19 protein-coding genes are annotated in these 21,581 nt (G+C 34.2%); 13 read left to right on the forward strand and 6 right to left on the reverse strand.

Annotated elements, in window-relative coordinates; translation table 11 throughout:
• The first annotated feature begins 58 nt into the window (after window positions 1-58).
• From BR50_RS08970 to BR50_RS08980, 3 genes are read left to right on the forward strand one after another with little or no spacing between them, the layout of a single operon-like run.
• Entirely contained in the window at window positions 59-748 is a 690-nt protein-coding gene (locus BR50_RS08970; protein ID WP_034547982.1) for a metal-dependent hydrolase, read from the forward strand.
• 15 nt (window positions 749-763) lie between these two features.
• Window positions 764-2,095, forward strand: coding sequence for a DRTGG domain-containing protein (locus BR50_RS08975; protein WP_034547984.1), 1,332 nt, complete (start codon window positions 764-766; stop codon window positions 2,093-2,095).
• 18 nt (window positions 2,096-2,113) lie between these two features.
• Complete coding sequence (locus BR50_RS08980; RefSeq protein WP_178377462.1) at window positions 2,114-3,058, forward strand: DHH family phosphoesterase; 945 nt, start codon at window positions 2,114-2,116, stop codon at window positions 3,056-3,058.
• Window positions 3,059-3,116: 58 nt separating this feature from the next.
• On the opposite strand, the gene BR50_RS08985 is transcribed toward BR50_RS08980, so the two are convergent.
• From BR50_RS08985 to BR50_RS08990, 3 genes are all read right to left on the reverse strand, one after another.
• Window positions 3,117-4,277 (reverse strand): ISL3 family transposase, encoded by a 1,161-nt coding sequence (locus BR50_RS08985; protein WP_051905780.1) that lies wholly within the window; start codon window positions 4,275-4,277, stop codon window positions 3,117-3,119.
• Between the two features lie 9 nt (window positions 4,278-4,286).
• Entirely contained in the window at window positions 4,287-4,436 is a 150-nt protein-coding gene (locus tag BR50_RS12780; RefSeq protein WP_156097506.1) for a hypothetical protein, read from the reverse strand.
• A 233-nt stretch (window positions 4,437-4,669) separates the two neighbouring features.
• Window positions 4,670-6,007 (reverse strand): hemolysin family protein, encoded by a 1,338-nt coding sequence (locus tag BR50_RS08990; protein ID WP_034547988.1) that lies wholly within the window; start codon window positions 6,005-6,007, stop codon window positions 4,670-4,672.
• Between the two features lie 492 nt (window positions 6,008-6,499).
• Between BR50_RS08990 and BR50_RS08995 the strand changes: the two genes are divergently transcribed.
• The 5 genes from BR50_RS08995 to BR50_RS09015 all read left to right on the forward strand — a co-directional run bounded on the left by BR50_RS08995 (window position 6,500) and on the right by BR50_RS09015 (window position 14,284).
• Window positions 6,500-8,644 (forward strand): PBP1A family penicillin-binding protein, encoded by a 2,145-nt coding sequence (locus BR50_RS08995; RefSeq protein WP_034547990.1) that lies wholly within the window; start codon window positions 6,500-6,502, stop codon window positions 8,642-8,644.
• Between the two features lie 103 nt (window positions 8,645-8,747).
• Entirely contained in the window at window positions 8,748-9,092 is a 345-nt protein-coding gene (locus tag BR50_RS09000; RefSeq protein ID WP_034547993.1) for a YlbF/YmcA family competence regulator, read from the forward strand.
• Window positions 9,093-9,212: 120 nt separating this feature from the next.
• Window positions 9,213-10,457, forward strand: coding sequence for a metallophosphoesterase family protein (locus BR50_RS09005; protein ID WP_034547995.1), 1,245 nt, complete (start codon window positions 9,213-9,215; stop codon window positions 10,455-10,457).
• Window positions 10,438-13,284: an ATP-binding protein gene (locus BR50_RS09010; RefSeq protein WP_245792776.1), complete on the forward strand. Its 2,847-nt coding sequence runs from the start codon at window positions 10,438-10,440 to the stop codon at window positions 13,282-13,284. The genes BR50_RS09005 and BR50_RS09010 overlap by 20 nt, the downstream gene beginning before the upstream one ends.
• Window positions 13,285-13,318: 34 nt before the next feature.
• Window positions 13,319-14,284 (forward strand): 3'-5' exoribonuclease YhaM family protein, encoded by a 966-nt coding sequence (locus BR50_RS09015; RefSeq protein ID WP_034548000.1) that lies wholly within the window; start codon window positions 13,319-13,321, stop codon window positions 14,282-14,284.
• 98 nt (window positions 14,285-14,382) lie between these two features.
• Here the strand turns inward: BR50_RS09015 and BR50_RS09020 are convergent, their stop codons facing one another.
• From BR50_RS09020 to BR50_RS09030, 3 genes are all read right to left on the reverse strand, one after another.
• Window positions 14,383-15,369, reverse strand: a complete 987-nt coding sequence (locus tag BR50_RS09020; RefSeq protein WP_034548002.1) for a peptidylprolyl isomerase — start codon at window positions 15,367-15,369, stop codon at window positions 14,383-14,385.
• 273 nt (window positions 15,370-15,642) lie between these two features.
• Window positions 15,643-15,990, reverse strand: a complete 348-nt coding sequence (locus BR50_RS09025) for a YtxH domain-containing protein (RefSeq protein ID WP_034548006.1) — start codon at window positions 15,988-15,990, stop codon at window positions 15,643-15,645.
• Window positions 15,990-16,421, reverse strand: a complete 432-nt coding sequence (locus BR50_RS09030) for an HIT family protein (protein WP_034548008.1) — start codon at window positions 16,419-16,421, stop codon at window positions 15,990-15,992. The genes BR50_RS09025 and BR50_RS09030 overlap by 1 nt, the downstream gene beginning before the upstream one ends.
• A 194-nt stretch (window positions 16,422-16,615) precedes the next feature.
• Between BR50_RS09030 and BR50_RS09035 the strand changes: the two genes are divergently transcribed.
• The 5 genes from BR50_RS09035 (at window position 16,616) to trmB (ending at window position 21,533) form a co-directional block, all read left to right on the forward strand.
• Window positions 16,616-17,353 carry an ABC transporter ATP-binding protein gene (locus BR50_RS09035; protein WP_034548011.1) on the forward strand — a complete coding sequence of 246 codons (738 nt, stop codon included), beginning with the start codon at window positions 16,616-16,618 and terminating at the stop codon, window positions 17,351-17,353.
• Entirely contained in the window at window positions 17,350-18,576 is a 1,227-nt protein-coding gene (locus BR50_RS09040; RefSeq protein WP_051905781.1) for an ABC transporter permease, read from the forward strand. Before BR50_RS09035 ends, BR50_RS09040 begins: the two co-directional genes overlap by 4 nt.
• 107 nt (window positions 18,577-18,683) lie before the next feature.
• Window positions 18,684-19,544 carry a D-amino-acid transaminase gene (dat, locus tag BR50_RS09045; protein WP_034548014.1) on the forward strand — a complete coding sequence of 287 codons (861 nt, stop codon included), beginning with the start codon at window positions 18,684-18,686 and terminating at the stop codon, window positions 19,542-19,544.
• 415 nt (window positions 19,545-19,959) lie between these two features.
• On the forward strand, window positions 19,960-20,760 hold the full coding sequence (locus tag BR50_RS09050; protein ID WP_034548020.1) for a phosphotransferase family protein: 801 nt from the start codon (window positions 19,960-19,962) through the stop codon (window positions 20,758-20,760).
• A 122-nt stretch (window positions 20,761-20,882) separates the two neighbouring features.
• Window positions 20,883-21,533, forward strand: a complete 651-nt coding sequence (trmB, locus tag BR50_RS09055) for a tRNA (guanosine(46)-N7)-methyltransferase TrmB (RefSeq protein WP_034548023.1) — start codon at window positions 20,883-20,885, stop codon at window positions 21,531-21,533.
• Window positions 21,534-21,581 lie beyond the last annotated feature (48 nt).

The raw sequence follows: 21,581 nt of genomic DNA on the forward strand, positions 1-21,581 counted from the left end.
TGTATAATAAAATTATCTGCTGTTAACTTTTAGTTAATGATGAAAGGGGAACAAAAATATGAAGATTTCTTGGCACGGACAGTCTTGTGTACAAATACAGACAAATTCAGGAGTTACTATTTTGATTGATCCTTTTATTACTGGAAATCCTAAAAGTGATTTAGATCCTAATACTGTTAAAGCAGATGTGATATTTTTGACACACGCACATAATGATCACATAGGGGACACAGAACCTATTGCAAAAAGAACAGGAGCATTAATTGTAGCAAATGTAGAAATAGCGACTTTTTTTAAACGAAGGGGTTTTAAAACGCATGGTATGCAGATGAGTGGAAAACATCAATTTGATTTTGGTGAAGTCAAAATGACACAAGCTATCCATGGTTCTACTTATGAGATAGAAGGAGAAGCCCTTACCTTGGGACTTGCTGCTGGAATCGTCTTTAGTGTAGATGGACAAACGATTTACCACGCAGGGGATACAGCTTTGTTTACTGATATGAAGTTAATTGGAGCTTATAAGATGATAGACGTAGCCTTCTTGCCGATCGGCGATAATTTTACTATGGGACCAGAAGATGCAACTAGTGCTGCAAGCTACGTTCAAGCAAAAAAAGTTGTTCCCATTCATTATGATACATTCCCGTTAATTAAACAGAATGCTGAAGAATTTTGTATCAGTTTACCGGAAAATCAGGGTCTATCATTAAAAGTAGGAGAAGTATTCGATGTATCTTATGTGTAGTATGGAGGTAAGAGAATGGCTACAAAACATGACCAAATCATAGCATATATTGAAACTTTACCGGTTGGAGAAAAAATTTCAGTTCGATCGATCGCAAAAAATTTAGGTGTGAGTGAAGGAACGGCTTATCGAGCTATTAAAGAGGCAGAAACAAACGGGTTAGTTTCAACGATCCAAAGAGTTGGGACCATTCGTATTGAACGTAAAATAAAAGAAACGTTTGAAACGTTGACTTATGGAGAAGTCGTGAAGATCATAGATGGCGATATCTTGGGCGGCAAAGAAGGATTAGATAAAGATTTAAGTAAGTTTATTATTGGGGCCATGACTGAGGAAGCAATGGTTCGTTATATCACACCAGGTTCTTTGATGATCGTAGGGAATCGCGAAAATGCACAAAAACTAGCTCTTGAATACGGTGCTGCAGTCTTGATCACTGGTGGTTTTAAGACAAACGAAGAAATTATTTTATTAGCGGATAAATTAAAAATGCCTGTATTAAGTACAACGTATGATTCTTTTACTGTAGCGACATTGATCAACAGAGCAATCACAGATCAACTGATCAAAAAAGAAATTATGCTTGTGGATGATATTTATACAAAGGCTGATCAAACACTTTATTTAACGGCTAATCAATTAGTTTTAGATTACCGTAAGCTAAATGATCAGAGCCAGCATACACGCTTTCCAGTAGTAAATAAAAAGAATCGTTTGATAGGGATGGTTACGGCTAGAGATATTATTGGTAAGCAAGACCATGTCAGTATTGAACGTGTAATGACAAAAAATCCTACATTTGCAAAAACGCATATGAGTGTGGCAAGTGTTGGACACTTGATGATTTGGGATGGTTTGGAAGTTATTCCTATCGTTGAAGACGACTTAACACTTATGGGGATTGTTTCAAGGCAGGATGTCATGAAATCTATGCAATCCTCTCAACATCAACCACAGATGGGTGATACGTTGTCTGATCAAATCAATGAAAATATAGAGGTTTCAGCACCTTCTTCAAAATCTGATTTTTCTGACATTCCTTATTATAAATTTAAAGTAACCCCACAGATGACCGATGATGTTGGAACACTTTCATTTGGATTATTGAGTGAAGTTATCACTACTGTGACAAAGAATACGTTAGTGGTTTTTCAAAAAAAGAACGCTATACTTGAACAAATGAATCTATACTATTTGAAATTAGTTCAACTTGGAAGTGAAATAGAAATCAGGCCCCGTGTCTTTGAAATAGGCAGAAGGACTGCAAAATTGGATATTGAAGTTTACACAGATACTGTTTTAGTAGCGAAAGCAACAGTAGCCTGCCAGTTGATGCAAAAAACCTAAAGGAGAGAGAGAATGGTTATAAAATTATACAATCAAATACTTGAGGCAATTAAAGAATCGGAAACGATCATTATTCATAGACATAAAAATCCTGACCCAGACGCTCTTGGATCTCAAGGTGGATTATCAGAAATTATAAAAGCTAGTTTTCCAACTAAAAATGTTTTAAAAGCAGGTGGTCCAGTAGGTGATTTAGGCTACCTAGCTGAAATGGATGACATTCCAAACGAGTCCTATCAAGAAGCTTTAGTGATCGTGATGGACACAGCTAATACACCCCGTATCAGTGATGAGCGTTATAGTAAAGGAAAGATATTAGTTAAAATAGACCACCATCCAAATGATGATGCTTATGGGGATATTGTGTTAGTGAATACGAATGCTAGTAGTTCAAGTGAAATAATTGCAGATTTTTGTTTTTATCATAAAGAAGAATTAAAAATGACAACTAAAGCTGCTAAATTATTGTATGCAGGTATAGTAGGAGATACTGGCCGATTTTTATACCCAGCTACTACACCTAAAACTATGCGGATCGTTGCTGATTTAATGGAATTTTCTTTTAAGCCTGATGAAATCAATCGTAAGATGACCGAGATGTCGCGAAAAGTAGCACAGTTATCAGGGTATGTTTTACAAAATATAGATATCCATCCCTCTGGTGTAGGAATAGTTGTTCTTACTAAAGCTATTATGGAACAATTTGGGGTAACAGATTCTGAAACTTCTGCAATTGTTTCTCTACCTAGTGCATTAGGAGAAATTGTTTTGTGGGGCATATTTGTTGAACAGCCTGATGGTCACTATCGTTGCCGATTACGATCTAAAGGGCCTATTATAAATGAGGTAGCTAAAGAACACGATGGCGGCGGGCATCCGCTAGCGAGTGGAGCCAATGCAAAAGATTTACATGAAGTGAATCAAATTATCCAACAATTGATCCAAGTAGCTGAACAACGCTAAAGAGGCTCTACGTCAAATGGTGTGGATGAGCTAAATTTAGTTGGAAATAACGTCTTGTTTAAGCAGCGTGAGAGAATCTTCTCGCGCTGCTTTTTTTTGCTTTAAAACTAATCAAAATACGACATCTAAAGTTCTGAAAATTCCGATAACCATAAGCAACCCGTTTGATGACTTTTATTTTATTGATTGACCCTTCTAAAGCACCGTTAGAATAGGGATACATAAAAGTATGTTTTATCCTAGGCAAGTGTTTACGCAGGGTTTTAAGGGCAGTCTGCATAAAAGGAGATAACTCTTTAGGAGAAGCCTTAAGTACAAGGTTTTTAAACCCTTTATAGTCATTTTTTTTAGAATAATAAAGAAGATTTTGATACAAATCATACGTCGCTTTAAGAGTCTCGTCGAGCGTAAGTAGGTAGTCGATGATTTCTGTATTCGGTAAAGGTTTTTTAAAGAGTCGTTGATAGCGGTAATCCTTAAAATTTAAGTCGTCTGAATCCTTTAACAGGAGTTGCCAGTACCTTTTAAATTTTCTGTAATTCTTTAAATCTTCTGAATTAGAGGTATGGAATTGTTTCATTGTTTGAACTCTGGTTTGATTCAACGAGCGTGATATCAACTGAACGATATGGAAACGGTCAATGATCACTTTAGCATTAGGAAAGAGATCTTTAACTAATGTAAAGTAGGCCGCGTTCATGTCTACGACAATCGTTTTTACGTTCATCCTCGTCTTATAGGGATAGCGAAGAAAGTGACGGCGTAAAGCTAGTAGCAGCCGAGTTGGCAAGATATCGATTGGTTCATGTGTGTCTGCATTCGAATAAATAAAGCTCATTTTTCCTTCGACGTTTTTAACGGATTGAAATTCATCGAAAGAGAGGTGTTGCGGCAAGGATTTGAAGGTATTTTTAACAGACTGATTGAGTTGTTTCAAGACTCTGTCTACAGTGGTAGGAGAAACAAAATGCCGTTTAGACAGGTCTTTTATAGAAATAGTGTCGGCTAATTCAACCGCGATAGACTGTTTGACCCGTTTAGCGATGAAGCAACCTTCTTCAATTTCAGGAGAACGTGCAACAAAGGTAACACCGCATGCTCTACAAAGAAACCGCTGCTTCTTTAATCGAATAGACGTTGCATAATGAGTCGAACTGACCCATTTAACCCTAGAGGTTAAATACCCATTCTTTACAATAGAGTAGGCGTGGTTCTTCATCCCACAACACTAACAGTGAGTGGGTTTGTACGTTAAAGTGGCATAGAAAACTTTTGATCTGAACCCTTTGATTCGTTTCTCCTCGCAAAATTTTTCATCAAAAAAGATATTTTTATCTTTTAAATCAAGTGCAGTTCGGATACAATTATTATGAGACATATGAATTTTCCTTTCTAGTGGGTTGTCGTGACTTTATTCTAACTGGAAAATTCATTTGTTTCTATTTTTTTATAAAAAAATAGGTGCGAATGAATTTCTTCATCCACACCAAAAATTATACAGCCGCTAAAGAAGGCTAAAAGATAGTAGTGAGAAAGATTGTTAGCTATAAAATAGACAAAAGAGCACAGCGTTGATTCAATGCTGTGCTCTTTTGTCTATTTGAAAATAAATCAATCTATTTCATTCGTAGCAACTTGTGGCGTTTTCTTTATAATATCAATGACTTCAAGTGTTCCATTTCCAGCTGTGATAACGATAAAGCCGTGATTATTATAAATTAGTTCTTCACCGATAGAAATATCGTATTTTTGGTTCATCATCCAACCACCGATGGTATCGGCATCTTCTTCTTCAATAGAAAGACCAAAAATGTCATTTACATCATCGATCAACATTCTTGCACTCACGCGGTAATGATGGTCACCAATTTTTTTGATTTCTGGTTCACCAACAATTTCGTAATCATCGCTAATATCTCCGACGATTTCTTCTACAATATCTTCCATTGAAATAATGCCGCTAGTTCCACCATATTCATCTACAAGAACGGCTATTTGATTGCGTTCTTTTTGCATTTTTACTAAAAGTTCCTTGATAGGGATTGTTTCAATAACTGAAATAATAGGTCTAATGTATTCTGCAAAGCTAAATGTCTCAGATAGCTTCGCTTCTACGGCGTCTACATAGACGGCAAAAATTTCTTTTGTGTTTATGATGCCTAAGACAATATCCTTATCGCCATCTTTGATTACCGGATAACGTGTAAAGCGTTCTTTACTAACCAATTGAGCTATTTCTCTTAGGGTCATCGACGTTGATACGGTCACCATTTCCGTACGAGGTACCATGATTTCGCGACTCATTCGATCGTCAAATGCAAATACATTTTCTACAAATTGGTATTCATCACGATTGATCTCACCACTTTTTAGGCTTTCACCCATGATGATGCGCAGTTCTTCTTCAGAGACACCTTCTTCAGGTTCACTGATATTTTTCATACCGATTCGGCGTGAAATACCATTTGCAGTACGGTTCAATATATAAACTAGAGGATACATGATGCGATACCACATCTGTAGTGGTTTAGCAATGAATAACCCGATTTGTTCTGTTTTATTGATTGCGATATTTTTAGGTACCAATTCCCCAATGATAACTTGAAGAGTAGTTAAAATGGTAAAAGATAAAATAATTGAAGCAATCGTTGAGACAGAAGAGGGGATAGCAAAAGATGAAAACATAAGATCAAATAAGCGACCAAAGGTAGGATCTCCTAACCAACCAATAGCTAATGAAGTTATCGTTACACCTAATTGGGTAGCTGAGAGATAAGTATCTAATTTTTGAGTCATTTCTTTTAATAAAATCGCTTTTTTATTGCCATTCTCAATCAAGTAATCCAGCCTTGACGGGCGGATACGAACCAGTACAAATTCTGACATCACGAATAGTGACGCAAGAAATAAAATAATAAAGAATACAATAATTCCGGTTATAATTGACAAATTGTTGTCTACGCTGAATAAGGTAACGTAGACTTCACCTCCTTATAATATAGTTTCTAAATGATATGTGCTAATAATTGTTGATTATACAAAGATTATTTCAGTGGTCAAACAGTAATATCCTCAGGATGAGAGGGAATACAAGGCTGAAAAAGACCAAAAGAAATAGCTTTATAGACTAAACTATTCTTTTGATGGATCAATACCCATATTTTATTTTCTGTCCCAAGGTCTCACCTCATCCTTAATGTATAAAACTTGTATTAAACATTAAAATTCCATTTTTTATTTTAATAAAGTCTTTAACTTTACTCTACATCAATATGGTAAAATGATAAAGAAAAAAGTATAAAAACTGAGTAAATTGTCTACTTTCAAACTAATTGATCTCGGGCATGTCCTACTTAAGTAGGATGTGTCTTCATTATTTTTTTGCTACACTAGGTAAAATCATGGTCAATTTAAAAAACTATTATTAAGGAATGAATGCGAATGGATGAATCCTCTTTTTTAACTAAGATAAAAAAAATTCTGCTGATATTTTGGAAATGGGCTAAACCCTATTTAATAAAGTTCCATCAAAAACGGCAAAGATTTTGGAAAAGGTACCATGTCAATAAACTAATCATTTTGGCTATGTTGACTATAGCTTTAGTTGCAAGTGCGTATTTATTGTTTTTAGCAAAAACAGCAAATGTTTCTACACTAAAAGCAGGTTTGGAACAAACAACGACGATTTATGATGTTAACAACGAAGAGGCTGGGACACTTTATTCACAAAAGGGAACGTTCGTTTCAATTGAAGAGATATCCGGATCAATCGAACAAGCTGTTATTTCAACTGAAGATAAACGTTTTTATAAACACTCAGGATTCGATCCAATCGGGATTGCAAGAGCAGCTGTTGGATATGTTATTAATGGTGGGAATATTGTTGGGGGCGGGAGCACAATTACCCAACAGTTAGCTAAGAATGCTTATTTAACGCTAGATCAAACTGTTATTCGAAAATTAAAAGAACTATTTTTGGCTATTGAAATCGAAAAAGTTTATACAAAAGATGAAATTTTAGAAATGTACCTTAATAATTCCTACTTTGGAAATGGAGTATGGGGTGTGGAAGATGCTTCTCAAAAATATTTTGGAAAGTCCGCAGTAGATATTACTCTATCAGAGGCGTCAACAATAGCTGGAATGTTAAAAGCACCTACAAATTATAATCCTATCGATAATTACGACGATGCTATTTCTCGAAGAAATACAGTCCTGGATCTAATGGCAACAAATGAAATTGTGACCCAAGAAGAAGTTGATGCATTAAAAGCTAAAGGGTTGATATTAGTAGATACTTATTCGGACAGAGAAGGGTATCAATACCCTTCTTACTTCGATGCGGTAGTAAATGAAGCAATCTACACATACGGTTTGAGTGAAGAAGAAGTTTTAAATAAAGGATATAAAATTTATACTTCATTAAATCAAGATTATCAACAAGCAATGGATACAACCTATGAAAATGATTATCTATTCCAAGACGCATCAGATGCAACACTTCTAGAAAGTGGTTCTGTTGCCTTAGACCCAGAGACGGGCGGCGTTTTTGCAATTTATGGAGGACGGAAAGAGCATACATTTAGAGGTTTCAATTACGCTACTCAAACTGTTAGACAGCCAGGCTCTATTATGAAACCTTTAGCCGTATACACTGAGGCTTTGGAACAAGGTTATACGATTGATTCAATGCTTGTTGATGAGCCGCTCTCATATGGTGAGGATAATTATACTCCTGAAAATGTTGATGATCAGTATGAAGGCGAAGTTCCCATGTATCAAGCATTGGCAGAAAGCAAAAACACTTCTGCGGTATGGCTTCTAGATGAAATTGGACTAGATAATGGATTTGAAAAAGTTGAAGAATTCGGTATACCTCTCGTTGAGGGCCCTGAAGGGGATGGCTACTTAGGGTTGGCATTAGGAGGTTTGAGTAAAGGTGTATCGCCACTCATGATGGCGAGTGCTTACACAACGTTTGCAAACGAAGGATTCATGAGTGAGGGGCATTTTATTACTAAAATCGTTGATGCTACAGGCGCAGTGATTGTTGATAATACTGAGCCTGAAAAGAAAAAAGTTACTACTCCAGAAGTGGCAGATCAAATGACTAGTATGCTGATGGGAGTATTTTCAAATGGAACAGCACGAAACAATGATCCATCGGGTTACACAATAGCTGGTAAAACTGGGAGTACTGAAGTATCCTTTAATGACAAAGGCGGTACAACGGATCAATGGACAGTTGGTTACACACCTGATATCGTGATTGCAACTTGGATGGGATTTGATCCGACAGACGAGGAACATTATATGACAACAGGCAGCTCTACAGGTGTAGGTCCATTGTTTAAACTACAAATGGAAAACATTCTACCATACACAGAATCAACAGCTTTTAATACAGAAAGTGCTGAAAAAATTGTCGCTGCAGAAGAAGAGAATGAAACAGGTTCTAATGATTGGAAGCAAGAAATAAAAGATACTGTTGATTCAATAGGTGGGAAGGTCAAAGAAGGATCAGACATTTTGAAGGATAAAGTTGGAAGTTTATTGGATGGATTTACAAATAAAGTGCCACAATAGAAAAATTCTAATAATTCAGGCAAGAATAATGGAAAAAAAATGTATAAAATGATATAGTTAACTATGATGAGAACAAAATTCGAATTGGAGAGTGAAGTTTATTATGAGTACAAATATTTATGATACAGCTAATAATTTAGAAAAAGAATTAAGAGATAGTGAAGAATATGTTACATTAGTAGCAGCTTTTGGTGAAGTAAAAAAAGATGAATCAGCCAGCAAAATGTACCATGATTTTCAAGAAGTTCAAATGAAATTACAACAAAAACAAATGGCAGGCGAACAAATTACTGAAGAGGAAATTGCTGAAGCTCAAAACTTAGCTCAAACTTCTGGTGATAATGAAGTTATCAAGGCGCTAATGGAGTCTGAACAACGTTTAAGCACATTGATTGAAGACTTAAACCGTATCATTATGAAACCTGTTCAAGATGTATACCAAGGATAAAGATGAATGATCAAAAAGAACTCACTATTATAAAGAGTGGTGAGTTCTTTTTTTCTGGTGTTAACGGAACGTATGTGCCCTTTTAAATGGAATATATGAGAAAGGAGATGAATGACCAAAATGGTTAAATTTATTCATGCAGCTGATTTACATTTGGACAGCCCTTTTATAGGCTTAAAAACTTTACCCGAATTTATTTGGAATGCTATTTATCTATCTACATTTTCAGCTTTAACTAAAATAGTGGATAAAGCGATTCAAAAAAACGTGGATTTTGTCTGTTTAGTTGGCGATATTTATGATAATGATGAACGAAGTGTTAAAGCTCAAGCTTATCTGCGAAATGAAATGGAACGGTTAAATAAAATGAAAATACCAGTTTATCTATTGCATGGCAATCATGATTACATAGAAAATACTGGATTGCATTTAGACATGCCAGAAAATGTCGTTTTATTTAATGAAATGGTGGAAACAAAATGGTTTACTACTAAGGAAGATGAACAAATTGCCATTACTGGTTTTAGTTATGATAAAAGATGGGTTCTTGAAAGGAAAATCAAAGATTACCCAGAAAAACATCCACGAGCAACTTATCATATAGGATTATTACATGGCTTCTCAGAAGGATCAAATTCAGAACATGGAAATTACGCTCCTTTTACATTATCTGAGTTAAGAAGCAAAAAATATGATTATTGGGCTTTGGGTCATATTCATAAAAGACAGCAATTAGGTGAAAACCCTCCGATTATTTATCCTGGAAATACTCAAGGAAGAAGCAGCAAAGAAAGTGGAGAAAAAGGATTTGAATTAGTAAAGTTGACCGAATCTGGTGTGGCAGCTGAATTTTGTTCTACTGCAGCAATTCAATGGAGAACCATTGAACTCTCTGTCAAAGAAATGAAAAATTTAGATGAAGTCTATAAAGCATTGAGAACAACTATTGAAGAACAAAAAAATGAGGATTACAGTCTTTTTCTTTCAATCCATTTAACGGACAATGAACAGTTACTCGAAGGAGTTATAAAGAAAATTAAGCAGGGTGAATTACTGGAAGCTCTGCAGCAAATCTCGAAAACAGATACTTTTGTTTGGGTTCACAAGATAGAGTTGCAAACAATAGTTGAGAATAATATACCAGCCATCCAAAAGCTCTTTCCAGATGAATGGAATAAAGTTCAGAGTGAAATTGAAAAAGAGGGCTTATTTAACGATTCAACAAATGCACTTTTTGATTTTCCTGGAATAGAAGACGTTGTAGAAACTCGTGAAGAACAGTATCGGAAAAAGATTGTACTGGAAGCTATAGAATTGGTCCGTAATCAACTAGGATTTGAAAGAAGTGATAACCTTGAAGATTGAATCAATTGAGATATATGGCTATGGAAAATGGGTAGATTATAAAATCGACAATATAAATAAGTTGCAATTATTTTATGGGAAAAATGAAACAGGAAAAACAACCATTATGTCATTTGTTCATAGCATTCTTTTTGGCTTCCCTTCTAAAATAAGTTCTGAGTTAAGATACGAGCCTAAAAGCAGCAGCCAGTATGGTGGGAGGCTTTTTTTAACTGGAACACAATATGGGGATGTCCAAATTGAACGCGTGAGAGGAAAGGCTAATGGAAACGTAACAATAACTTTTGCTAACGGGGAAACAGGTGGAGAAGAATATCTTGAAAAAATCTTATCTGGATTGGATAAAGCAACGTATCAAGCTTTATTTTCTTTTAACCTAGCTGGCCTTCAAAAAGTACAACAATTAAATCGTGAAAAATTAAATCGCTATTTTTTAAGTGTAGGAACAATTGGAAACGAGCAGTTATTAAAGGTTGCAGATAAGTTTCAAACAGAAGCAAGCAAGTTATTTAAACCTAATGGACGAGTGACGGTTATCAATAAAAAAATGGCTGAAGTTGAATCAAAAAGAAAACAAATGAAACTAGCTAAAGAAAAAAACAGTCAGTATATGGATTGGCTTCTTGAAAAAGATGATTTAGAAAAAAGGTTAGTTAGCTTAAGAGAACAACGAACGCACTACGAAGATAAATTGATTAAGTTAAACCAATTAGAAGTTAACTGGATACTTTTTAGTGAAATGCAAGATATTCAGCGTCAAATAAATAAAGAACAGACTGTCGAACTGCCTAAAGATGGATTGTATCAGCTGAACCATTATAATCAAGAAATTAATCAATTAAAATTAACCATTAATCAGCAACAAGAAAGACTGAATTATCTTAATAACAAGACTGAAGAAACACGACTATTGAAAGTCTTGATTGAACATAGGGATGAAATTGCTACATTGATGCATGAGTTAGATGATATCCAAGCAACGTTACAAGAGACAGAGTTTATTAAAAAGAACCTTTTAGAGACTCGACATCAATTTTTACGTGAAAAGCAACAATTAGGACTGCAAGAGCAGCAAGATATACCTGATGTTCTAACTGAAGACTGTCGAAATAAATTAAATCGATTACAAGATAAACAAAATCAAGTTATTTTAAGAGAAAAACAGGTAACTGAGCGCATAGCATTTTTGAATTTTCAGCAAGAATCATTAGGAGATCAACTTGATAAATTAGAAAAACGATTATGGAATAATCAAACTTATCAAGAAGTAAATGATCAATTAGAAAAAAGTAATCTTGACCAACGTGCGGATACTGAAGTAGCAAAGAAAACAGTAAGGCCATTAAGCAAAAAAAATCTTGTTAGCTTGATAGTTGGATTGCTTATAAGCGTATTAGGTCAATATCTTTCCAATGAAATTGGTTTGATTCTCGTAGCAGCTGGTTTAGGATCAGTTTTATACAGTATATGGTCAATGGTTAAAAAGAGTGAAACTGTGAATAAAATAGAAGAAATTAGAGAGTCTTTATATTCATTTGAAGAATATATTCAGCAAACGGAGATTCGAAAACAATGGAGAGAAAAGCTTGCAGAAATTGATCAAGTGATTCTTGAATCAAATGAAAAACAGACTCAAAGTGAAAAAACTGAGAGTGAAAAAGCCGATATTGAAAATGAATTTCGACTATTGAAACAGGAATATGGTTACCCATCACATTATTCAATAAAAGAATTAGTACAAGAAGTTGATGTCTTTGAAGGGATAAGAGAAAAAGCTAGCAGCATACATGAAAAACAAGAACAATTAGGGGAAAAAGAAAAAAGAGTTGCTATTTGGAAAGAGAAAATCAATTACTTGGAACCTGTAATTTTTGTTGATTGGACTAACCATGAACAGTTGATTGAAGGAATAAAACATTTTTTCAATGAGGCTACAGCTGATGAAGAAAGAATCAGAACTAGTGCAAAGCAGCAAAAAGCAGTACACCAATATATTGAACAATTTATTATGCAACAAAAAGAATTTGAAAAAAAACGTATCCGCCTGTTACACTCTGTTAAAGCAAAAACTGAAGAGGAATTTCGTAAGAAATATGTTTTAAATGAAGAACTCACAAAAAAAATAGCTCGATTAAATCTATTAGAACAGCAAGTTGGCGAGTACAGTGAGTTACTTGAAACGTATCGCGACAAGGCTGCTTTACTGGAAAGTATTCAAAGTATGAAAATTAAACTTCAACACTTAAAAGAAACAATTGAAAGTAAATTAAACAAAAAAATTAAAATAGACGTTGCTTTGAAAAATCTAGAAGTTGGTGGAGCGTATTCTGAATTATTGCAAGAATACGCTAATTTAAAAAGCGAAATACAAACGCTAGTCGATGAATGGACTAAATACAAGATAGCGGCTGAACTCATTGAGCGAACATTAACTAAAGCCAGGAAAGATCGTTTCCCAGCTACTATTCGAGATACCACATATTTTTTCAATATCTTAACACAAGGTAATTATGAGAAGGTCTTCCTAAAAGATCAGGCAATTACGGTTCAACGTAAAGATGGTACTTTATTCGAAGCTTTTGAGCTGTCTCAAGCAACGGCTGAACAACTCTATGTCGCTTTACGTTTTTCATTTGTAAAAAATGCTAGCGACTTAATTCAATTGCCATTATTGGTCGATGATGGTTTTGTGAATTTTGATCAACAACGTAAAAAAGAGATGTACCAACTGTTAGAGAAAATTAGTGAAGATGTACAGGTGTTTTATTTTACATTTGATGAAACTGTTACAGATGTTTTTCGAAAAGAACAGGTAGAAATGTTATAATAAAGAAAAGTTTTGAATAGAAAGAGGGATTCGAATGGAAAAAAAATTATTTGAGTATACGAACGATGAGACATTTGAAATCTATCTATTAATTAAATCGGCAGATATTAGAGTTGCAAAAAATGGCAAAAAATTTATTGCTTTTACATTTCAAGATAAAAGTGGTCAAATGGATGGTAAATACTGGGATGCACCAGAGGGAGATATTGCTGCCTTTACTGCTGGAAAAGTTGTGAAGGTTTCAGGAAAACGAGAATTATACCAAGGAAACCCTCAAATCAAATTGTTTAAAATTTCAGTAATAAAATCAGGCGATTCAGATAATCCTGATTTGTATGTTGAAAGGGCTCCATTAAAAAAAGAAGATATGATGGAAGAAATAAATGATACCTTATTTGAAATAACGAATGCTAACATGAATCGTATTGTACGTTATTTATTAAATCAATATCAAAAATCTTTCTTTCAGCATCCAGCAGCAAAAAGGTTCCATCATGCTTTTACTGGAGGGTTAGCTTTTCATACTGTATCAATGTTAAGGATTGCGAAAACGTTAGCCGATCAATACGAAGAAATCAATAAACCGTTACTTTATTCGGGAGTTATCTTGCATGACTTAGGTAAAATTGTTGAACTTTCTGGAGCAATCGCTACTGAATATACTCTAGAAGGAAACCTTTTAGGGCATATTGTTATAGTAGATGAAGAAATCACAAAAGCATGTATGGCACTTAAGATTGATGAAAAAAATGAAGACGTACTCCTTTTAAAACATATGGTTTTAGCTCATCATGGACAACTTGAATATGGTTCACCAGTTAGACCAAAGTTAAGAGAAGCTGAAATTTTATTTATGATCGATAATTTGGATGCGACTATCACTATGTTGAATTCTACGTTGAGCAGAACAGAGCCAGGTTTGTTTACAGAGAGAATTTTTGGTTTAGATAATCGTTCTTTTTATAAGCCTAATGAATCTGAAAAGGCAAATGAAAATTAAATAGCTAAAGCAAAAAGGGTTTAGGACATTAGTCCTAAACCCTTTTTGCTTATTTAATATAATTGATTGTTTCATTGAACGGCCAAAGACCTGACTGATTATTCAGCAGCAGATTCTTCAACAGCAGACTCTTCAGTAGCAGACTCTTCAGTAGCAGACTCTTCGGTAGCAGGCTCTTCGGTAGTAGGCTCTTCGGTAGCAGACTCTTCGGTAGCAGGCTCTTCTTCAGTTACCAAGTAAGTGTCCATTGCAGTAGACAAGTCTTTATCTTCGATGATAATGTTAGCATCTTGCATAATTCCTGAAATAACTTCTTGAATATATGCACTATCAGCTAATTTAGTTGTTAATAATTGATCTTCGATTGTATCTGTTTCTTCTTCAAGTGTTCCTTTTTCAGGTTTTTCAATCATTTTGATAATGTGGTAACCATACTCTGTAGCAACTGGTTCAGTTGTCATTTCGCCTTCTTTTAAAGCAAATGCGGCTTCTTCAAATTCAGCAACCATTTCACCGGATGAGAAAGTCACTTCTCCGCCATTAGCTGCACTAGCAGTATCAGCTGAATTTTCAGTAGCAAGTTCTGCGAAATCAGCACCATCATTTAATTGAGTAATAAGGTCTTTTGCTGTTTCTTCATCCTCTACAAGAATATGAGCTGCAGTGACGGCAGGTGTATAAGCATCATAAGCGGCTTTTATTTCTTCTTCAGATAATTTAGTTTTGTCTTTTACTGCTTCTTCAATTAAAAGATTTAAACGGATCGTATCTTTATAATTATCGGGGGTATAACCTTGTTGTAACATGATATTTTCAAATGCATCAGCTCCACCCATAGCTGTTTCTTCAGTAGTATATTGTTTATCTACTACTTCATCGGTAACAACGTCACCATATAGATCTGTTAAAACATCTTCTATAATTAATTGTTGCAACATGCTTGTTCCAACAGTTTCTTTCATTGCTTCATAAAAATCGTCTTCCGTGATTTTTCCTGCAGTTGAAGATGCAACAGTACTATCAGAACATCCTGCAATTGTAAGTCCTGCTAGGATAGTAATTGTAACTAGTAATGATTTTTTCATTCCTTAACACATCCATTTCTTTTGATTTACTGTAAAAATAAATTTTTCATAATAACAGCTATAAATATACCATACTCATTTGCATAAAAAAAACTAAAATTCCAATATTTAATTTAAAGTCAATTAAAAATCACACAAAAATCATAAACCTGAATAAATCGCGGATGGTCATGAGTTTTTTTTCATAAATTGGACCAGAATTGCATCAGGAGACGAAAAAAAGATTGAGACTAATATCCCAATCCGACTAAAAAATAATACAATAGCGCTACTTTATTTCATACTTTGGGTTAAATCTTCCATATCAGCTGTTAACTTTTCAGTATGTTCTTGGATGCGGTGCATACGAGGCTCAGCTTCATATGAAAATTCATCAACAGATTCTTTTATATCCTGTGTAAATTCTTCAGCCAGTGTTTTTCCTTCATTTGTTAATTGAGCAATAGCTCCTTTTAAGTCATTGACACTTTTTGAAACATCATTTACGAGTACCGTTGTGTCATCGATATAAGATTTTAATACAACTCTGTTTTCTTTACCAGTATGTGGAGATTTAAGTAGACCGTAAATTCCTCCAGCAGCAGCTCCTAAAAATAGGCCATTCATAAAGTGTTTAGACATTAATACCCCTCCAATTTGCTTTTTATTGTTAACGCTATGCTATCTAATTCTTCAGATGTGAAATTTTTAGAATTATCACCGAAGTGAATAGAAAAATCATCTTGCTCATCAAAACGAGGCAAGATATGTATATGTGAATGGAAAACAGATTGGTAAGCTACTTTACCATTATTATTTATAATATTCATTCCTTTGATTTTAGGATTGGATTTCTTGATTGCTTTTGCAATTTTTGGGATCTTACCGGCAACAGTAGCTGCTAAAACTTCATCGACTTCAAAAATATCGGCTACATGTTTTTTTGGGACCACTAGCGTATGACCGGGTGTAGCTTGAGTAATATCTAAAAAGGCTACTACATCATCATCTTCATAAATTTTTCTGCTAGGTATTTCATTATTGATAATTTTGCAAAAAATACAATCTGTCATTTAGTATCCTTCTTTCTACTATTAAATCTTTATATATAAGGTAAAGTGAACAGAGAAATAGGTTCTCTTGTTTAATAAATGTATCATAAAAGTTAAAGAAAGTGAAACAGTAAAGCATTAAAAGAGAAAAGATTCTCTCCAATTCTTATGGTACAATAACTACAATAACTTGTGCAGAAGGGACTAAAATAATTATGAGTTTAAAAGTATCAAATATCACAGGAGGCTATAGCCAAATTCCTGTATTAAAAGATGTATCGTTTGAAGTAGGTGATGGAAAATTGATTGGGTTGATTGGCTTAAATGGGGCTGGTAAAAGTACGACAATAAAACATATTATTGGACTTTTGCAACCTCAAAAAGGGGAAATCAATATAGACGGTTTGACACTAGGTAAGGATAAAGAAGCCTACCGTAAAAAATTTGGGTTCATCCCTGAAACGCCTGTTTTATATGAAGAACTCACATTAAAAGAACACATTGAAATTACAGCAATGGCTTATGATATACCAATTGAGATTGCTCATGAGCGTGCAAAAAAATTATTAAAAAAATTTAGATTGGAAAATAAAGTAGAATGGTTTCCAGCTAATTTTTCTAAAGGAATGAAGCAAAAAGTTATGATTCTTTGCGCCTTTTTGGTAGAACCAAGCTTATACATTATAGATGAACCTTTTGTAGGTTTAGACCCACTAGGTATCAATGCGCTTTTGGAATTAATGGAAGAGATGAAAAAACAGGGAGCTTCTATTTTGATGTCTACTCATATTTTAGCGACAGCTGAAAGACAATGTGATAGATTTGTTTTATTGCATGACGGTAAAGTTAAAGCTGAAGGTACTCTAGAAGATTTGCGAATGACTTTTAACATGCCAAATGCAACGTTAGATGAACTATATATTCAATTAACAAAAGAAGAGGATAGCAAATGATGATAGAAGTATGGAAGCGACGAGTTAAACAACATCAAAAGAAAATGATGAAATATTTAAAGTATATATTTAATGATCATTTTGTAATTGTTTGTTTATTTTTAGTCGGGGCTATGGGATACGCCTATTCAAATTATTTGAAAACAATAACGTCTTATGATGTAAAAGGTCAATTAATAGGAATAATTATTTTTACAGGAGTACTAAGTATTGGAAAGTTAGCTACACTTATTCAAGCAGCTGATGCTGTGTTTATGCTGCCTAAAGAAGAAGCTATGGAAGAGTATTTTGAACAAGCGAAATGGAGAAGTTTGTGGCTGCCTAGTTTTGCCATCATAGTAACCGTTGGTGCGTTAATGCCGCTGCTAGTTGCAATGTCTGGCTTTGCGTTTTCTGATATGTTTTATTTTGTTCCAATGTTGATCATTTTAAAGGAAACAGATCTCGGCTCGCAAGTTTTAAATTTAAAATTAAAAGAATCAAAAGAATGGATCAAAATACGCTTTCTTTTATTTGGGATTTATTTTATTGTGTCAACCCTTGCCCTTTTTATCAGTCCTATAATAGGATTAGTAGGAGCTGTGGCTGTGGCAGTAAGTTATCGAGTGGTACTCAGTCGGAAAAGTAATGCTCAAACTTATCAATGGGAAAAGATGCTAAAAGATGAATCGAATAGAATGAAAAGAATTTACCAATTTATTAACTTATTTACAGATATTCCAGCATTAAAAGGTTCTGTTAAAAGAAGGGCTTACTTGGATGTTTTTTTAAAAAAGATACAAAAAAACAAGAGCAATGTATATTACTATCTCTATGCTAGAGCCTTTTTGAGAGGCACTGAATACAGTGGCTTGTACATTCGTTTAGTTGGGATTGCGATGTTGCTTAATGGTTTAGGCAGTTCCTTCATATTAAGTGTTTTCTTCACAGTAATCTTTTTGTATTTAACAGGTTTTCAATTGTTGCCGTTATATTTTCATTTTGATAACTTATCGTCAGCTGTGTTATATCCTATAAAACAAAACGATAAACTTCAATCACTTAAAAAACTATTGTCATTATTGATGATGTTCGAAGGATTATTGATTACCGCTGCATCTGCTATACACTTATCATTTATAGAAGTGCTTGTCTTATTGATAGGTAGCGTAGTTTTCAATTTAGGATTTTGCCAATTTTATTTGCCTATTCGAATAAATAAAATGATGAAATTACAGCAATAGTAGAGCAAATAAGACAATCAGTTAAAATTTCAAATGCGTAAGGCACTTTTTTTTGATATGATAGAAAAAAAATAAATCTATTTAGTTTGAAGAAAGAGGTAAAAAAAATGAAAGTAATTTGGAACAATGAAATCGTTGAACGTAGTGAAGTTAAGATCGATATGGAAGATAGAGGCTACCAATTTGCGGATGGAATCTATGATGTTGTACGGGCTTATAATGGTGAATTTTTCACTTTAAACGAACACGTAGATCGATTATTTTCCAGTGCTGAAAAAATCGATTTGGTTTTACCCTTCACAAAAGAGGAATTGAAACAGTTGTTAACCAAATTGATCGAAGTAAACAATATCGATATTGGCAATATATACATGCAATTAACTAGAGGTATTGGGATTCCAAGAAATCATTCATATCCTGATCCTGAGTTAGTTCCGTCAGTTTTTACAGCTACAACTACAATTGTTCCGCGAGATCAAGAAAAAATGGATCGAGGAATGTCTGCTTTTACCGTACCTGATATGCGATGGCTGAGATGTGATATTAAGTCGATTAGTTTACTTGGGAATATTATGGCTAAGCATGAGGCGCATAAAAAGGGTGGGGACGAAGCAATCCTTCATCGTGATGGAGTAGTTACAGAATGCTCATCTTCAAATGTTTGGATGATCAAAGATAATACGATTTATACTCACCCAGATGGAAACCTTGTTTTACCGGGTGTTACCAAAATAATGTTGTTAAAGGTTGCTCGAGAAGCAGGACTATCCGTTAAAGAAGAAGCTTTTACTATTGAGGATCTGAAGAAAGCAGATGAAGTATTTGCATCTAGTACTACTATGGAAGCAATGCCGATAACCTTTATAGATGGGAATCCTGTAGGACAAGGAAAACGCGGATCAGTAGTAGAAAGACTGCAACAATTATATGTAGATGCTGTAGAAGAACAGTGTGGAAAAATAAGATAGAAAACAACTAAGATAATCAGCCAAATATTCTGTTTGGCTGATTTTTTATGAAAAAAATTATAATTTATAAAAATAAAAATTTAGAAATATGAAATAAAATACGTCGAAAACTGCTTCTGTGGGTTCGTACCATCAGTTGTTAGAAAATCAAATAAGTATTTGTAGAAAAAGAACGTATATACGCTTGACGTATCAAGAAAATCTATCTAAAATAGAAAAGGAACAGAAAGATAGATGTCTTTTGTGATATCTATCCTTTTTTTGTCTTAAGTTGCAGGTAGACTAAATAAGAATTTAGTTCTATTAGTTTGACGGGTCTAAGCTTTTTGTTTTTCGAAAAGGACTTTACGATCCCGTTCTGCTTTTCATGTCTGTGTAGAAATGTTTCAGAATATAAAGCAAGGAATGATTCGGTATGGATTTTGAAATAGATTCTGGATGGAAGTTGCATCCCGTTGGTGGTGACACTGGTCAAGCTTATATGGGTACAAGGGCAGAAGAAAAGCTTTTTTTAAAGCGAAATTCTTCACCTTTTTTAGCTGCATTATCTGTTGAAGGAATTACTCCAAGGTTAATGTGGACGAAACGTATTGGCAATGGCGATGTGCTGACCGCTCAAGAGTGGTTGAATGGAAGAGTTCTTACAAAGAAAGAAATGTCTTCACCAGAGGTAGCAAAACTCATTGGTCGAATACATAATTCTGCGACATTAAGAAGAATGCTCGCCCGTGTAGGCGGCGAAGTTGTTACACCAAAACAGTTAATTCAAAAATATGAAGAAAAACTATCATTAGATCTACAAGATCATCCTTTATTATCAGTTATCTTAAAAAAATTAAAAAGTGAAGTAGATTTAATGAGCACAGTTGAAACAAAAGTCTGTCATGGAGATATTTACCGGAAAAATTGGCTTCTATCAGATCAAAATCGACTTTATTTAGTCGATTGGGATTCTGCTATGCTTTGCGATCCAGCTATGGATGTAAGCATGTTACTTTGCCAATATGTCTCAAAAGATAGTTGGGTAGACTGGTTAGAACATTATGATACGGAAGTGACTGAAGAGTTGAAAAGCCGTATTGTATGGTATGCTTTAATGAATTATTTGCTTGAAACAAAAAAACACCATCAAGACACTTGGTTTCATGAAATGAATAAGGATATCATCATGTTGCAAAGTCTTTATCAAGGGAAGAATTTTTTTGAGAAAAGATAAAACTTAGAAGTTTCTTGCAGTTATTTAAATCCTCTTTCTGTTTTTGAAGAGGATTTTTCTATGTAAAACGGTGAAAAGAGTAATGCAAAAATAAACAGACAAACAGAATGGAGAATAAAGAGATGCGTTTAAGATATAAACCAAATGCTCCACAAAAAATTGCTGAATTCCCTCAATATATACCAGAACAACCCGATAATTGGGTAGGTAAATGGCAAGAAAGATTTGACAATGACCGTCCAATTCATATAGAAGTTGGTACAGGCAAAGGACGCTTTATTACTGAAATGGCAAAGCTGCATCCAGAAATCAATTATATTGGTATTGAAATTCAAATGAGTGTCATAGTTGTTGCGTTAGACAGATTGGTTGAAGAAAAATTGCCAAATCTTCAATTGCTGCATGTTAATGGAGGTTCAGTGACACAATATTTTGCAGAAGGAGAAGTTGATCAAGTTTACTTGAATTTTTCTGATCCGTGGCCAAAAAAACGTCATGAAAAAAGACGGTTAATGTATAAAAGCTTTTTAGAAAGCTACGAAAAAATTCTTGTTCCTGAAGGAGAGATCCATTTTAAAACAGATAATCAGGGATTATTCGAATATTCTTTAGTTAGTTTCTCAAAATATGGTATGGTACTTGAACAAGTATGGCTAAATTTGCATGAAAGTGATTTTGAAGGGAATGTTATGACTGAGTATGAAGAGAAATTTTCTTCTCGCGGCAGTCGAATTTATCGCGTAGTTGCGAAATTTCCTAAAAAAATAAATTAAAAAAAAGCGTTAAAACAAGAAGATTTTCTTGTTTTAACGTTTTTTATG

Origin of the sequence: Carnobacterium alterfunditum DSM 5972 (assembly GCF_000744115.1) — a bacterium.
Taxonomy (GTDB): domain Bacteria; phylum Bacillota; class Bacilli; order Lactobacillales; family Carnobacteriaceae; genus Carnobacterium_B; species Carnobacterium_B alterfunditum.

Bases quoted from the DNA above. Each gene is read 5' to 3' on its own strand.
- BR50_RS08970 (WP_034547982.1), top strand. From the start codon at position 59: ATGAAGATTTCTTGGCACGGACAGTCTTGTGTACAAATACAGACAAAT.
- BR50_RS08975 (WP_034547984.1), top strand. From the start codon at position 764: ATGGCTACAAAACATGACCAAATCATAGCATATATTGAAACTTTACCG.
- BR50_RS08985 (WP_051905780.1), bottom strand. From the start codon at position 4,277: ATGAAGAACCACGCCTACTCTATTGTAAAGAATGGGTATTTAACCTCT.
- BR50_RS12780 (WP_156097506.1), bottom strand. From the start codon at position 4,436: ATGTCTCATAATAATTGTATCCGAACTGCACTTGATTTAAAAGATAAA.
- BR50_RS08995 (WP_034547990.1), top strand. From the start codon at position 6,500: ATGGATGAATCCTCTTTTTTAACTAAGATAAAAAAAATTCTGCTGATA.
- BR50_RS09000 (WP_034547993.1), top strand. From the start codon at position 8,748: ATGAGTACAAATATTTATGATACAGCTAATAATTTAGAAAAAGAATTA.
- BR50_RS09005 (WP_034547995.1), top strand. From the start codon at position 9,213: ATGGTTAAATTTATTCATGCAGCTGATTTACATTTGGACAGCCCTTTT.
- BR50_RS09015 (WP_034548000.1), top strand. From the start codon at position 13,319: ATGGAAAAAAAATTATTTGAGTATACGAACGATGAGACATTTGAAATC.
- BR50_RS09020 (WP_034548002.1), bottom strand. From the start codon at position 15,369: ATGAAAAAATCATTACTAGTTACAATTACTATCCTAGCAGGACTTACA.
- BR50_RS09025 (WP_034548006.1), bottom strand. From the start codon at position 15,990: ATGTCTAAACACTTTATGAATGGCCTATTTTTAGGAGCTGCTGCTGGA.
- BR50_RS09030 (WP_034548008.1), bottom strand. From the start codon at position 16,421: ATGACAGATTGTATTTTTTGCAAAATTATCAATAATGAAATACCTAGC.
- BR50_RS09035 (WP_034548011.1), top strand. From the start codon at position 16,616: ATGAGTTTAAAAGTATCAAATATCACAGGAGGCTATAGCCAAATTCCT.
- BR50_RS09040 (WP_051905781.1), top strand. From the start codon at position 17,350: ATGATGATAGAAGTATGGAAGCGACGAGTTAAACAACATCAAAAGAAA.
- dat (WP_034548014.1), top strand. From the start codon at position 18,684: ATGAAAGTAATTTGGAACAATGAAATCGTTGAACGTAGTGAAGTTAAG.
- BR50_RS09050 (WP_034548020.1), top strand. From the start codon at position 19,960: ATGGATTTTGAAATAGATTCTGGATGGAAGTTGCATCCCGTTGGTGGT.
- trmB (WP_034548023.1), top strand. From the start codon at position 20,883: ATGCGTTTAAGATATAAACCAAATGCTCCACAAAAAATTGCTGAATTC.